The sequence below is a fragment of the Ornithinibacillus liuyingii genome, from assembly GCF_055550225.1.
The window spans coordinates 225,825-239,150 of the sequence record NZ_JBPWOS010000003.1; the positions used below are offsets into that span (position 1 = coordinate 225,825).

15 protein-coding genes are annotated in these 13,326 nt (G+C 38.6%); 6 read left to right on the top strand and 9 right to left on the bottom strand.

Features of this window, described 5'->3' with window-relative positions:
- The first annotated feature begins 122 nt into the window (after positions 1–122).
- Both ACSKT4_RS05690 and ACSKT4_RS05695 read left to right on the top strand, forming a co-directional pair.
- The gene (locus ACSKT4_RS05690; RefSeq protein ID WP_186870401.1) at positions 123–1,325 is read left to right on the top strand and encodes a dicarboxylate/amino acid:cation symporter; all 1,203 of its coding nucleotides are present in this window, start codon (positions 123–125) and stop codon (positions 1,323–1,325) included.
- 262 nt (positions 1,326–1,587) lie between these two features.
- Positions 1,588–1,776, top strand: a complete 189-nt coding sequence (locus ACSKT4_RS05695; RefSeq protein WP_465822973.1) for a hypothetical protein — start codon at positions 1,588–1,590, stop codon at positions 1,774–1,776.
- Positions 1,777–1,984: 208 nt separating this feature from the next.
- Here ACSKT4_RS05695 and ACSKT4_RS05700 read toward each other — a convergent pair whose 3' ends face one another.
- A complete protein-coding gene (locus ACSKT4_RS05700) occupies positions 1,985–2,113 on the bottom strand; it encodes a hypothetical protein (RefSeq protein ID WP_281413789.1) in 129 nt (42 codons plus the stop codon).
- A gap of 166 nt (positions 2,114–2,279) precedes the next feature.
- On the opposite strand from ACSKT4_RS05700, the gene ACSKT4_RS05705 reads away from it, so the two are divergent.
- Positions 2,280–3,977: a M3 family oligoendopeptidase gene (locus ACSKT4_RS05705; protein ID WP_186870403.1), complete on the top strand. Its 1,698-nt coding sequence runs from the start codon at positions 2,280–2,282 to the stop codon at positions 3,975–3,977.
- Between the two features lie 34 nt (positions 3,978–4,011).
- On the opposite strand, the gene ACSKT4_RS05710 is transcribed toward ACSKT4_RS05705, so the two are convergent.
- Positions 4,012–4,434 carry a DUF7878 domain-containing protein gene (locus ACSKT4_RS05710; protein ID WP_186870404.1) on the bottom strand — a complete coding sequence of 141 codons (423 nt, stop codon included), beginning with the start codon at positions 4,432–4,434 and terminating at the stop codon, positions 4,012–4,014.
- A gap of 36 nt (positions 4,435–4,470) precedes the next feature.
- Entirely contained in the window at positions 4,471–4,923 is a 453-nt protein-coding gene (locus tag ACSKT4_RS05715) for a GNAT family N-acetyltransferase (RefSeq protein ID WP_211742412.1), read from the bottom strand.
- A 161-nt stretch (positions 4,924–5,084) separates the two neighbouring features.
- Here ACSKT4_RS05715 and ACSKT4_RS05720 point away from each other — a divergent pair, with 161 nt between their 5' ends.
- On the top strand, positions 5,085–5,870 hold the full coding sequence (locus ACSKT4_RS05720; RefSeq protein ID WP_465822975.1) for an HAD family hydrolase: 786 nt from the start codon (positions 5,085–5,087) through the stop codon (positions 5,868–5,870).
- 135 nt (positions 5,871–6,005) lie between these two features.
- Here the strand turns inward: ACSKT4_RS05720 and ACSKT4_RS05725 are convergent, their stop codons facing one another.
- Genes ACSKT4_RS05725 through ACSKT4_RS05735 form a run of 3 tightly spaced genes read right to left on the bottom strand, consistent with a single transcriptional unit; the run spans position 6,006 to position 8,672 of the window.
- Positions 6,006–6,539, bottom strand: a complete 534-nt coding sequence (locus ACSKT4_RS05725) for a chromate transporter (protein WP_186870407.1) — start codon at positions 6,537–6,539, stop codon at positions 6,006–6,008.
- Positions 6,539–7,099 (bottom strand): chromate transporter, encoded by a 561-nt coding sequence (locus ACSKT4_RS05730; protein ID WP_186870408.1) that lies wholly within the window; start codon positions 7,097–7,099, stop codon positions 6,539–6,541. Before ACSKT4_RS05730 ends, ACSKT4_RS05725 begins: the two co-directional genes overlap by 1 nt.
- 28 nt (positions 7,100–7,127) lie before the next feature.
- Positions 7,128–8,672 (bottom strand): gamma-glutamyltransferase family protein, encoded by a 1,545-nt coding sequence (locus ACSKT4_RS05735; RefSeq protein ID WP_465823026.1) that lies wholly within the window; start codon positions 8,670–8,672, stop codon positions 7,128–7,130.
- 270 nt (positions 8,673–8,942) lie between these two features.
- Between ACSKT4_RS05735 and ACSKT4_RS05740 the strand changes: the two genes are divergently transcribed.
- Positions 8,943–9,392, top strand: a complete 450-nt coding sequence (locus ACSKT4_RS05740; RefSeq protein ID WP_186870410.1) for an Lrp/AsnC family transcriptional regulator — start codon at positions 8,943–8,945, stop codon at positions 9,390–9,392.
- A gap of 576 nt (positions 9,393–9,968) precedes the next feature.
- Positions 9,969–11,276: a trypsin-like peptidase domain-containing protein gene (locus ACSKT4_RS05745; protein WP_465822977.1), complete on the top strand. Its 1,308-nt coding sequence runs from the start codon at positions 9,969–9,971 to the stop codon at positions 11,274–11,276.
- 41 nt (positions 11,277–11,317) lie between these two features.
- On the opposite strand, the gene dhaM is transcribed toward ACSKT4_RS05745, so the two are convergent.
- Genes dhaM through dhaK form a run of 3 tightly spaced genes read right to left on the bottom strand, consistent with a single transcriptional unit; the run spans position 11,318 to position 13,309 of the window.
- Positions 11,318–11,686, bottom strand: a complete 369-nt coding sequence (gene dhaM, locus ACSKT4_RS05750) for a dihydroxyacetone kinase phosphoryl donor subunit DhaM (protein WP_211742408.1) — start codon at positions 11,684–11,686, stop codon at positions 11,318–11,320.
- Entirely contained in the window at positions 11,687–12,304 is a 618-nt protein-coding gene (gene dhaL / locus ACSKT4_RS05755; protein WP_465822979.1) for a dihydroxyacetone kinase subunit DhaL, read from the bottom strand.
- Positions 12,305–12,319: 15 nt separating this feature from the next.
- The gene (gene dhaK / locus ACSKT4_RS05760; protein ID WP_465822981.1) at positions 12,320–13,309 is read right to left on the bottom strand and encodes a dihydroxyacetone kinase subunit DhaK; all 990 of its coding nucleotides are present in this window, start codon (positions 13,307–13,309) and stop codon (positions 12,320–12,322) included.
- Positions 13,310–13,326: the final 17 nt, after the last annotated feature.

Genomic DNA, 13,326 nt, shown 5'->3' on the forward strand with positions numbered 1-13,326 from the left:
AATTTTTTATGTTTTACTAATATATTTTCAGAAAAATTTGAATAGTTATAAACAATCGTTATTTTAGTTAACCTTAATAAGGTTTTCTTGTTTAACATACCAAAAGAAAGGAGTATTTATTTATGAAAAACCGCTTTTTGTGGCAATTACTTGCTGCTTTTGTATTAGCTATTATAGTTGGGTTGTTATTAGGTGATAGAGCGGCATATGTTCAGCCACTCGGGGATTTATTCTTACGTCTCATCCGTTTCATTATCGTACCATTAATCTTAGCCACGATTATAGTTGGTGTAACGAGTGCTGGTAGTATGAAGAAACTCGGTAGATTAGGTGGGAAAACTATCTCCTTTTACCTTGTGACTAGTTTTTTTGCGATTACCATCGGTCTAATAGTTGCATTACTACTATCTCCAGGCACAGGGGTTGATGTAAGTCTAAATGAAGAAAATATCCCATCAGGTGAAACACAAAGTGTGATGGATACACTGCTCAATATTATTCCTACGAATCCCATTGAATCACTTGCAACCGCTAATATTTTACAAATTATCTTTTTCGCTATCTTTCTAGGACTAGGTATTACACTGGCAGGTGATAAGGCAGCACCTGTACAACGATTTTTCGATGGGCTTGCTGAAGTAATGTATAAAATTACCGCAGTAGTAATGAAGCTAGTTCCCCTTGGTATCTTTGGCTTACTTGCTCCAATTGTCGGGCAATACGGTCTTGATGTCTTAATGCCATTAATGAAGCTAATAATCGCCATATTAATTGCTAGTGTGCTTCATATCGTCGTAATCTACTCTATTGCTCTTAAAACAATAGGAAAAATGAGTCCCTTACAGTTTTTAAAAGGCATACTCCCCGCTGTAACAGTAGCATTTACAACATGTAGTAGCTCAGGCACACTTCCTGTTACCATGAAAAACACACAAGAAAATCTTGGTGTATCAAAAGAGACCTCCAGCTTTGTCTTGCCATTAGGTGCTACCATTAATATGGATGGAACTGCAATCTATCAAGGGATAGCTGTTATGTTTACTGCCCAATACTTTGGCCAATCGCTATCTATCGGGCAACTTCTAATTGTTGCTCTTGTTGCAACCTTAGCTTCTATCGGTGCAGCAGGTGTTCCTGGTGCAGGCATGGTTATGCTAACCATGACATTAGCAGCCGTTAATCTCCCACTAGAAGCCATTGCGCTTGTTGCTGGAATTGACCGTATTTTGGATATGATTCGTACAGCGGTTAATGTGATGGGAGATGCCACGGCAAGTGTAGTAGTGGATCAATCGGAAAATAAAAATAAGGCTGTAGCGGCATGATGCAACAAGACCATCAGTGTTAACTGGTGGTCTGTCCCTTATTCCCTAATAACAGCCCCTCCTTTTCCTATTTACCTAGTAGTAACAACATAGAAACCTATATCGATATACAAATGGTTTATTTTACATTTCATCATTTTCAAATAAAATGGATGATACGTTAATATGAAAATATAAGGAATTAAATGCACATTTAATAAACTGCTATGTTACGGGAAGCTTTATTGAATAGAATTAAGTATTAAAACGGAGGGGTAAAGTGATGGGCAATAACAAGCTTGCAGTTGTTTATTTGTTACTATTTGTTGGTGTTTTTGGTCTACTAAACTTGGTATTAGGATTCACCGACTTCTCTTTTATCAAAACCATTTTATTTATTGGCGGCATTGTTTTACTTTATATTGCTATACATAAGCAAAAGTCAAAACCGCAATATGTAGAAGCAGGATAATTTTTGAGCGAACCGCATGAAACAGATGTATTATGAGAGAGTGGGACATAACTAAAAGAATTAAATGTAAAACCGAATGATACACGATACTAGCTCCGGAAATATACGTAGACTCCTGCGGGAGGTTAAGACAAGGTTGAGACCCCTAAAGAAGTAGCACGAGGGGGCTCACCAGCCGCCCAGCGGCAAGATAGACACTGCAATGTTTTTATCGAGCAGATGTCGCCCCTGTGCTGGAAGCAACCGCAAGTATATTTCCGGAGCGTGGTCTTTGCTCATCATTCGGTTTTTCCTTTAGGATAAATTCTTTTGTCCCGGCCTCTTTTCGTTTTACCATAAACGAGATTTAGTATTTAAGAAACCCCCTTTCCCTTTCCTCCATTCGCTATCAATACTGATAAACAAATATTCACATTCTTCCAACCAAAAAAGTCTTCATTTCCTCCAAAATAGTGTACACTATAATAGAAAATTGATTTCATTAATTTTAAGGGGGAATTTATTTGCTAACGTTTGAAAATTATACATATGAAAGACCAGATTTTGAGCAAGAAAAAGACAAGTTTGCAAAGCTATTAGAAGCTTTTACCAAAGCTAAATCGGTAGAAGAACAGAATGAAGCTATTGAAGCAATCAATGCTTTCCGAAATCACATTTCCACTTTATTTAATCTTGTTTACGTTCGTGCCTCCATTGATACAAATGATGAATTTTATCAAAAGGAACGTGATTATTGGGATGAGATTTCCCCTGAGGTGCAAAAATTAAATACTGATTTTTACAAAGAATTAGTAAAGACACCATTCCGAGCAGATTTAGAGGAAAAATGGGGATCACAATTATTTGAAATAGCGGATTACTCGATTAAAGGATTTGCTCCTGAAATAATGGGACTACTGCAAAAAGAAAATAAATTAACATCCGAGTATTCGAAATTAGTTGCTTCAGCTGAAATAGAATTTAATGGCAAAACGTACACATTAGCTCAGCTTGGTCCATTCCTACAGGATAAGGATCGTGAAGTCCGTAAAAACTGTGCTAGAGCTTCTGCTCGCTTCTTCGAGGAAAATGCCGAGAAATTTGATGACATTTATGATCAATTAGTAAAAGTTCGTCATGAAATCGCGACCACGCTTGGTTATAAAAACTTCGTAGAATTAGGCTATGTTCGCATGATGCGTATTGATTACAATGCAGAAATGGTTGCAAATTACCGGAAGCAAGTACAAGAATACATTGTGCCTCTAGTAACGAAGCTTTATGAAAAGCAAGCTAAACGCATTGGGCTTGATTCCTTGAAGTTCTATGATGAAAGCTTCCAATACAAAACAGGAAACGCGAATCCAAAAGGTTCACCAGAATGGATTATCGAAAATGGGAAAAAGATGTATGAAGAGTTGTCACCAGAGACGAATGAATTCTTTAATTTTATGATTGAACGTAATCTAATGGACCTTGAAGCGAAAAAAGGAAAAGAATCTGGTGGCTATTGTACATTTATCGAGGATTATCAATCACCATTTATCTTCTCTAACTTCAATGGTACTTCAGGAGATATAGATGTATTAACACACGAAGCAGGTCATGCCTTCCAAGTGTATCAAAGTCGTAGTATTGGTATCCCTGAATACATTTGGCCGACCTATGAAGCTGCTGAAATACATTCTATGAGTATGGAATTCTTCACTTGGCCATGGATGGAATTGTTCTTCCAAGAGGATACAGACAAATATAAGTATTCCCATCTATCAAGTGGATTACGTTTTCTTCCATATGGAGTAGCTGTTGATGAGTTCCAGCATTTAGTTTATGAAAATCCAGACTGGACACCTGAAGAACGAAAAGCAGCTTGGAAACAAGTAGAGGAAAAATATCTACCACATCGTGATTATGATGATCTGCCGTACTGGAGTACCGGGGCAATTTGGCAGCGCCAAGGACATATTTATGATGTGCCATTTTATTACATCGATTACACTCTAGCACAAATCTGTGCCTTCCAATTCTGGAAACGCTCAAGAGAAAACCGTGAGGAAGCTTGGAATGATTATTTGAAGCTTTGTAAATTAGGCGGTTCTAAACCTTTCTTAGAATTAGTAAAAACAGCAAACTTAAAATCTCCATTTGAGGAAGGTACTGTCGAATCCACTGTGAAAGCAATAGAAGCATGGTTAGATAGTGTGGATGATAAGGCTTTATAATTAGGAAAACCGGAGAGCTATCTCTCCGGTTCTCTTATGTTCTTGGTAAATATTTATCCAGTTTTACAGCGTAATTAATCGAATTCAATTCTGCGTGTAACTCATGTAAAAAATCATTCGTAGCTTGCAGTAAAGTGTTTGTAGGAATAATCTCATCCACACTAAATTTTTGCCAAATTGACGTAAGCTTCCACTGATGATTATCCCTATACACAAAGTTAATGATCGGCTCATCATGATCAATAGATAGATAATTCATATCCATCATGCGACCACTATTTACATTTTTAATCCATTCTCCTAATTGAACTCCAAGCTCCGCTATCGTTATATAGGGTTCGTGAAAGAATACATGGCCATTCACTAAAATCGTTAAATCCGCTTCAAGAAAGCCAAGCTGATAGGCATCCTTTGTTGTACTTTCCTTCGTTAATTGAAAGCAGAATTTTATATCCATTTTACCGTTCCTCACTATTAATACTTCTCCCTTCCCCTATAAATCTAGCTTTAACCGAATCATATCTCTACATTGAATACCATATTCAAAGATTTCTTCCGAATAATTACGGATAAAGAAGTCTGGATCGATTCCGATAATGCGAAATCCACATTTTTGATATAGCGCTAGTTGATTAATACTAGAATTACCAGTACCAATTTCAACTGCGTTATATCCACCTATTTTTGCTTTTTCAATCGCATCTTGAATAAGTTTTTTCCCAATACCTTTACTCTGATATTCTTTTGAGACAGCAACATTTACAATCTCCATCGTTCCAGGTCTTGTCGGAAGTAAAACAAAAACCCCTACTATTTCACTATCTAACTCCGCTACATAGCAATCTCCACGTTGTAAGTATCCCATAATCATTTCTTCTGATGGATCTGCAAGTAGTAATAAATCAATTGGGGGCACTTCATCTTTTAGCAATTTTCGAATGATCAAACTATATCTCCTACCTTATGAGAAATTAAGTAATATTAAGTTATCCCTATTATAAAAGATATTAAAATAGTATTACAATTATTTATCTTTACAATCTGTTTTCGATTCCTTAATCGTTCTATGATACACTATAGTCATCACTACATTAAGAGGAGATTGACATGACATATCAAGTATTATTTCTAGACATTGATGGCACGATTTTAAAACCAGATCATACGTATCATCCAAAAACAAAGGAAGCGATCGCTCAAGTACAAGAATTAGGAATGGAAGTTTTCTTAGCAACTGGCAGGCCTTCCCACGAATTAAGTGAGCTTGCTGCGGATTTAAATATTGAATCTTTCATCGGCTATAACGGAGCCTATGCCATGTATAAAGGTAAAAACATATTAGATGCTCCAATGGACCCTACCATTGTAAAAAGATATCTAGCAATTGCCGAAGAGCATGGCCATGACATCATTTTCTATTCCAGTGAAGATAATTTCGTTACGTCATTAGATTCACCTCCGTTGATAAAATTCGCTGAAATGTTTGCATTATCAAACCTAAAACCAATGAATAAGGATATTATCGAACATATTTTAGGTGCAACCTTAATTAATGTAACACCTGAAGAAGTGAGTTTATACGAAATAGATGATGATATTAGGCTATCACAAGTAAATGTTAATGGTGCGGAGCAATGCTATGATGTCATTCGAAGATCCGTTAATAAAGGAGAAGCTGTTAAAATAGCATTAAAACATCTAACTATTTCTGCTGAAGCGTCTATCGCCTTTGGAGATGGAATGAATGACAAAGAGATGCTGGAGACAGTCGGTGCAAGCTTTGCCATGGGTAATGCCAATCCGGAACTATTTCAGTACGCCAAATATGAAACGAAGACTGTATCTGATGCAGGTGTATTCTATGGATTGAAGGAACTAGGATTAGTGAAGTAGCGTACATATTAAAAAGATGATGAGAACAATGTCTCATCATCTTTTTTGATTGAAAATGTATAATACGATAGCCGACTTATCCCATTTTTAAGCCAATATGAAGAAAGCGCAAGCCATCCTATTAGGAATTTCTCCTTATAATAACAATCCACCATATAAAAATGCACCTAAAATAACAAAGGCAGGATTTATTTTAATTCGTTCGATTAAGAGGTAGCTCGCTAGTGCAATGATAACTGTATGTAACAATCCAATACCTTCATACGACTCAAAGAAGAACCTCCATGCCATATATCCAAGTAAGATTGCTATAACAGGACGAACAAATAATGTAATACGTTTTACTTTAGGAGAGTGTTTAAATTTATTCAATAAGTTCAATAGTATAATCAAAATAATTAATGATGGTGCTACAGTGGCAAAAATAGCAATAAAAGCACCTATTATTCCACCAACTTCATATCCAACATAACCTGCCATTTTTGTATTGATGGGGCCAGGTAGTGAATTTGCTAAAGCCAACACCTCACTAAATTCCTGAACGGTCATCCATCCGTATCTACCAACCACTTCATTTTCAACTAGTGGAATAGCTGCTGGACCGCCACCATAGCCAACGATTCCTGGAATAAAATGGGATATAAAAATTTGCCAATACGTTAGCAACATTAACGGTCCCCTCCTTTTTCACGTTGTTTATCTCGGATAAGCAGAGCAGCAACTATGAGTATGACAATTATTATTGCTGGGTGGATATCTAAAATATATAAAAATATAATAGTCCCAATAGTCATTAATATCGCTCGAATCCAGCCCATCCCTTCTCTTGCTTTATCAAAGAATTGCCAGGTTAATGTAGCCATCATCATTCCAACAACAGGGACGATTGCTGCAGTCATTCCTTTTACCCAGTGGATATCTTTAAAGGATGCTAGTGTTGATAATAAAACAATCAATAATACGACAGTCGGTAATATCGTTGCTATCAGTGCATTCATCATCCCTAACCAACCAGACATTCGGTAGCCAATATATCCAGCTAATTTGGTAGCAATTGGACCTGGGAGTGTATTCGCTATCGCTAATACATCCCCGAATTCCTCATCATCCATCCACTTGTATGTACTCACAACTTCCTTATGCATCAGTGGAATGGATGCCGGGCCACCACCATATCCCAGCATTCCCACTCGAAAGAAAGCTAAAAACAAATGCCATTGTGTTTTCATTTAAACCTTAACAACCTTTCTGTTCATATTACCAAGCTGCAACTGTTCCATCTGTTCTAGTTTCCGTACCACCGACTAACACTCCCGTTTCAGGGTCACGCCAAATAATCTGCCCGCGTCCAAAGCTATTCGGTTCAAGAGCTATTTTTATATGATGCCCTTTTTCTGCCAAAGCTTGTGCTAAATGATGCGGGAAACGATTTTCTACTTCAACGACTTTCTCCTTCATCCATTGCCAACGAGGTGCATCGAGAGCAGCTTGCGGATTTAAACCAAAGTCTACGGTATTCATAACTACTTGCACATGTCCTTGTGGTTGCATAAACCCACCCATTACACCAAATGGTCCGACTGGTTGGTCACCCTTGGTCATAAATCCAGGAATAATAGTATGGTATGTACGTTTTCCACCTTCTAAAGCATTGGCATGTTCAGGATTCATTGAGAAATTATGTCCACGGTTTTGCAGTGCAATTCCTGTACCTGGAACAACAATACCAGAACCAAATCCCATGTAGTTACTTTGAATATAGGAAATCATATTTCCTTCTCCATCAGCCGCTGCTAAGTAAACCGTACCACTTAGTGCTGGATCACCAGCTTCAGGAAGGAGTGCTTCTTCACCAATTAGGCTTCTACGCTTTTCTGCGTACTCTTCACTTAATATTTGCTCAGAAGTAACCCTCATATGCGCTTCATCTGTAACATATTTTTCAGCATCAGCAAAAGCTAGCTTAATTGCTTCAATTTGTTTATGATACGTATCAACAGATTCTTTCTCTGGGAACTCAAAGCCTTTTAAAATATTTAATGCTTGTAATGCAACAATTCCTTGACCATTAGGTGGGATTTCCCATACCTCATAGCCTCGGTAATTCACATGGATTGGGTCAACCCATTCTGCGTTAAAATCTACAAGATCTTCCGCTGTTAAATAGCCACCAGTTTCTTTAGAGAATTGGACAATCTTCTCTGCTAGCTCACCACGGTAAAATGAAGCTGCCTTCGTTTTTCCAATCGACCTTAGTGTAGCTGCATGCCCTGGTGAAGACCACATCTCACCAATCTTTGGCGCCCGACCGTATGGTGCAAAGGTATCAAACCAATGCTTGAATTCATCACCTGTTAGACGTTGTTTAAATGCTTTATAGGCTAAGTTCCAATACTTCCCTAATGTTGGTGAAACAGGATATCCTTCCTCGGCATAACGAATGGCTGGTGCTAACACTTCATCCAGTGGAAGCTTGCCAAATCGCTCTGATAATTCAGCCCATGCGCCCGGAACACCTGGAACCGTTACTGGAATCCAGCCGTGAGTAGGAACTTCCTCATGGCCAGCTTCCTTTACAGCTTCAATGGAAATATTCTTTGGTGATTTCCCACTAGCATTTAGTCCATGGAGCTCTCCCTTTGTCCAAACAAGGGCAAAGGCATCACCTCCAATACCATTAGAGGTTGGTTCTACAACAGTTAAACATGCAGCAGTTGCTATTGCAGCATCAATTGCATTCCCGCCCTTTTTCAAAATTTCTAGACCAGCCTGTGCAGCAAGTGGCTGAGATGTTGCTACCATTCCATTTTTTCCATATGTAGAATGTCTCGTGTTCGCATACGGATATGATTGATGATTAAATGTAACCAACTAAAACCCTCCCCAATAAATGCTCGAAATTATATATCATATTACGAAAGAAAAACTAATCTGTCAATCTAGGAATCTTCTATAATAAAGTAAAATTTCATTCATACTTTCCTTTCAATCAAATTAACGATGATTTACTTTCATTTTGTTTAGACATCTTCTATAATGTTAACAAAATATCTACTCAGGGAGCGATCAGAAATGAAATACGATGAAATAGATAAAAAATTACTATCCCTATTAGCTGAAGATGGACGTTTATCTTATGTTGAGCTTGCAGAAAAAGTAGGCTTATCCCGTGTTGCGGTAAAAGATCGAATACAAAACCTAAAAGATAAAGGCGTCATCGAAAAATTTACTGTTGTCATTAATTCAGAAAAGATGGGAAAAAAAGTTTCAGCGTTTTTCGAAGTAGATGTCGAACCAAAGCAATTACAAACCGTAGCACAAAATTTAGCAGACAATCCAAATGTCGCAAGCATTTATCAAATGACTGGTCCAAGTACGTTACATATGCACGTATTAGTAGAGGACTTCCAAAAATTAGAAACATTTATTAACGAAGAGCTTTATTCAGTAGAGGGAATTACACGTGTGGAAAGCTCTGTTATTTTAAAACGATTTAAGAGTAGAACAGGGTATAAATTGTAGCTTACATATTTCATTTTGATGGCTACTAACCTAAGGGTAATCTGGTATAGGGGGGAGGTGGGCAACTATTTGGCTTTGGGGGTGTGTATCTATACTTACACACATTATTTGACATCCCCTATATTACACTCCCTGATACCCGCTTTGGGCACATGTAATTTAGGTTTGGGAGCATCTGTATTACTTTTGGCTTATGCTCTCCTACTTTGGTGATCATGCTCTCCTGACGCGGGCTTATCTTTTCTCTTTTGGGCTCATCTCTCCACCCGTGGTATCATCTTTCTCCTTTTCGGGCTCATGCTCTCCACCCGCGGGCTTATCTTTTCTCTCTTTGGGCTTCATCTCTCCACCCGTGGTATCATCTTTCTCCTTTTCGGGCTAATGCTCCCCTCCCTCGGGATCATCTTTCTCCTTCTCAGGCCCATGCTCTCTTTCCCCCGGCTCATCTGCTCCTCCCTCAGCCCCATACACTATTACCAATCTCCATATCTATAAAAATGTGAAACAGCAGGCTTAAGATTAAATTAATCATGATATAATAATAGTATCTACTACGAAGAAAGAAGGAGTTCGAATATGTACTGTCAATCTTGTGGGAAAGAGAGACGGCCAAACTCAAAATTCTGCTCTTATTGTGGGTCCAAACAAGTACAAAAGCTAAGTCCTTTTACCGTTATATTTCTATCGTTACTATTATTTGGTGCCATTGGGGTTAGCATTTTTATTGTGACAAATTTTTATGGAAACAGTGCAAATAGCTTTTTCGCTGGGGCACCTGTTACGGAAAATCAGTTGAATGAAAAGGGCCCCGAGCAGGTAGCAGAGTTTACAGCTCCTGAAATAGAAAAACAAGAACTGCAGGATGAACAAAAACGGGAACTAACTGAAATCATTGCGGCTGCTCAAGAGACCGTTTATACCGTGTTTACACCATATAGTCAAGGCTCGGGCTTCTTATACAATACGGAAGGAGCAGTAATCACGAATGCGCACGTAATTGAAGGGGAAACCGATATATATGTTAAGACAATTAATGGAGTCGAGTATCCTGGTACGGTTATTGGTTATTCGAACGAAACCGATGTTGCAGTCATTCTTGTACCAGATTTAATAGGGGTAGAACCTTTTAACTTAGAAGTCTCAAATTCTTCTAATATTGGAGAGGAAATTATTGCACTTGGTAGCCCATTAGGGTTAGAGAATACTGCAACAATGGGGTATATAACAGGGAAAAACCGTAGTTTTGTCATTGATTCTTATGTCTATGAAAATTTATATCAAATCTCCGCACCTATCTCACCTGGCAGTAGTGGTGGGCCACTTATTTCGAAGTCCTCTGAAAAAATTGTTGCGATTAACTCAGCTGAAAGTCTAGAGGATGCTATGATTGGGTTTAGTATTCCACTGTATACCGTACATTCTCTTATTGAATCTTGGATTAATCAACCAATGACAGAGAAGGAGATTCTCGCCCAATATTATGGAGATGATGTTCGTTATGATTCATGGAGTGATGGATATTTTGACGGTGGCGAGTATTCAGATGATGAAGGGTTTTATCACTATTGGGAATACGGTTATAAAGATTTCTGGTCAGAGCTAGGGGATGTTCTTTGGGAATACTTTGGTGATGATGACTCATACTACGATTACTGGTATGATGAGGAGTACGATGATTATTTTGAGGAGAAATGGTCAGAGGATGGCTATTTCGATGAAAATATCTATTATGATGAAGATACTGGTGAGTGGAGTTATTATGATGAAGTAGAGGATATATGGTATTACTATGATGGTTACCTAGATGCATGGACATACTATGATGAGAACGACGGCATGTGGTATTACTATGATGAAGTGTTAGATGAATACATTCCATATTAATAAACTAAGGCCAGACTTGGATCGGTCTGGCCAGATTATGATCAAAACTCTTTCATCACCGCTTCGTATACCTCTTCCAATGATTTAGCCATATTGGATTCTACTGCCGCAACATATGCCCCCTCCACTAATGGTGCATCAACGATTTTCACGGTAGACTCTGCTAATTCCAATGCGACTTCGGCATTCATTTTAGCACTACCAAGGTCATAAAAGAGGACTACTCCTTTTCCAGTATCCGCTTTTTCAATAGCTGCCAAGACCTTTTCTACACTCGTGCCAATATCTCCTTCTTCTGTTCCACCAGCTATTTCTACTGGAACCTCATGAATGACTTGACGGATAATATCTCGTAATCCTTCAACTAGCTTTATACTGTGGGATACGAGTACAATACCAACATAACTCATCTATTCCTTCTCCTTTATCACTTCTGCCAAAGCTTCAAAAATCAAATAAGAGGAAGCAGATCCGGGATCAATATGACCAATAGATTTTTCTTTAAAATAAGCTGCCCTGCCCTTTGTAGCGATTATATCCTTGGTATTTTCCATTGCTTTTCGTGCCGATTCCGTGAGATCGTCTGGCTGAAAACCGGCTTTATGAAAATAGTCTACAACGGGTCCCCATACATCAATAAGTGTCTTTTCCCCTATCTCAGATTTCCCGCGTTGCTTAAGCCCTGTAAGTCCTGCTTCTAAACCATTAGCTAAATCTTGAAGATTCAGTACTTCTTTCACTTTAACCTCCATAGACAATTTCAAAAAAGCCGTACCATATAATGGACCAGATGCACCTCCAACTTTGGACAATAATACCATGGAAGCATCCTTCAACACCTCAAAAGGAGCGTTATACTCTTTAGCCTGTAATGCAAGAACAGCTTCTTGATATCCTCTAGCCATGTTAATTCCATGGTCGCCATCACCAATTGGTTGATCTAGTTTTGTTAAGTATACTTTATTTTCTTGGATTTTTTCATTTGCTAACCCGAACCACTTAATCATATCTTCTACATTTAGTTCCATGGAATCACTCCCTTCCTAGATTCGAAATGCAGGAGCTAATGACTCTGCATCTAGTAATTCCTTTAATTCCTCGTCTAATTTTAGTAGGGATACAGAGCATCCCGCCATTTCTAATGATGTCATATATTCGCCTACAAATGTTTTATAAATTCTAATCCCCTTATCAGCTAAAAGGGCATGAACCTTTTTGTTCACGATATAGAGTTCCATTTCCGGCGTTGCCCCTAATCCATTTACTAGTACAGCTACCTCACCAGAAAAATCATAGTCTTCCAGAATTTTCTCTGTTAACGTCGTAGCAATTTCATCGGCGCTAGCTATTAATCCACGATTAATCCCCGGCTCTCCATGGATTCCCATTCCAATTTCCATTTCATCTTCCGCTAGCTGAAAGCTTGGCGTTCCTGCTGCAGGAACCGTACAAGGCGTCAAAGCCATCCCCATGGAACGGACATTGGCTACTACCTTTTCTGCAACAGATTTCACCTCTTCCAAGCTTGCGCCAGATGCAGCCTTCGCTCCTGCAAGCTTATGAACAAAAATAGTTCCAGCTATACCACGTCGTCCTGTAGTAAATGAACTATCCTCTACAGCAACATCATCGTTAACAATGACCTTCTCCACTTGAATACCTTCCATTTCTGCAAGCTCAGCAGCCATTTCAAAATTCAACACATCACCGGTATAGTTTTTAATTACTAATAATACTCCTGCACCACCATCTACTGCTTTTATTGCTTCCAACACTTGGTCAGGTGTTGGTGATGTAAACACCTCACCACAAACCGCAGCATCTAGCATTCCCTTTCCTATATATCCAGCATGGGCAGGCTCATGTCCACTACCACCACCGCTAACAATGGCCACTTTTCCCTTTACCGGTGCATCCTTTCTCACTACTACAAATGTTTCAGGCACTTGCTTTAATGTAGTGGGATTAGCAGCGACAAGTCCGTCCACCATATCTTGTACGACTTGATTGGCATCATTGATAATTTTTTTCACTTGGCGTTCCCCCTTTG

Coding starts and splice junctions, on each gene's coding strand:
- ACSKT4_RS05690 (WP_186870401.1), top strand. CDS start 123: ATGAAAAACCGCTTTTTGTGGCAATTACTTGCTGCTTTTGTATTAGCT.
- ACSKT4_RS05700 (WP_281413789.1), bottom strand. CDS start 2,113: ATGGTAAAACGAAAAGAGGCCGGGACAAAAGAATTTATCCTAAAGGAA.
- ACSKT4_RS05725 (WP_186870407.1), bottom strand. CDS start 6,539: ATGTTGCTAACGTATTGGCAAATTTTTATATCCCATTTTATTCCAGGA.
- ACSKT4_RS05710 (WP_186870404.1), bottom strand. CDS start 4,434: ATGGATATAAAATTCTGCTTTCAATTAACGAAGGAAAGTACAACAAAG.
- ACSKT4_RS05735 (WP_465823026.1), bottom strand. CDS start 8,672: ATGGTAGCAACATCTCAGCCACTTGCTGCACAGGCTGGTCTAGAAATT.
- dhaL (WP_465822979.1), bottom strand. CDS start 12,304: ATGGAACTAAATGTAGAAGATATGATTAAGTGGTTCGGGTTAGCAAAT.
- ACSKT4_RS05730 (WP_186870408.1), bottom strand. CDS start 7,099: ATGAAAACACAATGGCATTTGTTTTTAGCTTTCTTTCGAGTGGGAATG.
- ACSKT4_RS05720 (WP_465822975.1), top strand. CDS start 5,085: ATGACATATCAAGTATTATTTCTAGACATTGATGGCACGATTTTAAAA.
- ACSKT4_RS05740 (WP_186870410.1), top strand. CDS start 8,943: ATGAAATACGATGAAATAGATAAAAAATTACTATCCCTATTAGCTGAA.
- dhaM (WP_211742408.1), bottom strand. CDS start 11,686: ATGAGTTATGTTGGTATTGTACTCGTATCCCACAGTATAAAGCTAGTT.
- ACSKT4_RS05695 (WP_465822973.1), top strand. CDS start 1,588: ATGGGCAATAACAAGCTTGCAGTTGTTTATTTGTTACTATTTGTTGGT.
- ACSKT4_RS05745 (WP_465822977.1), top strand. CDS start 9,969: ATGTACTGTCAATCTTGTGGGAAAGAGAGACGGCCAAACTCAAAATTC.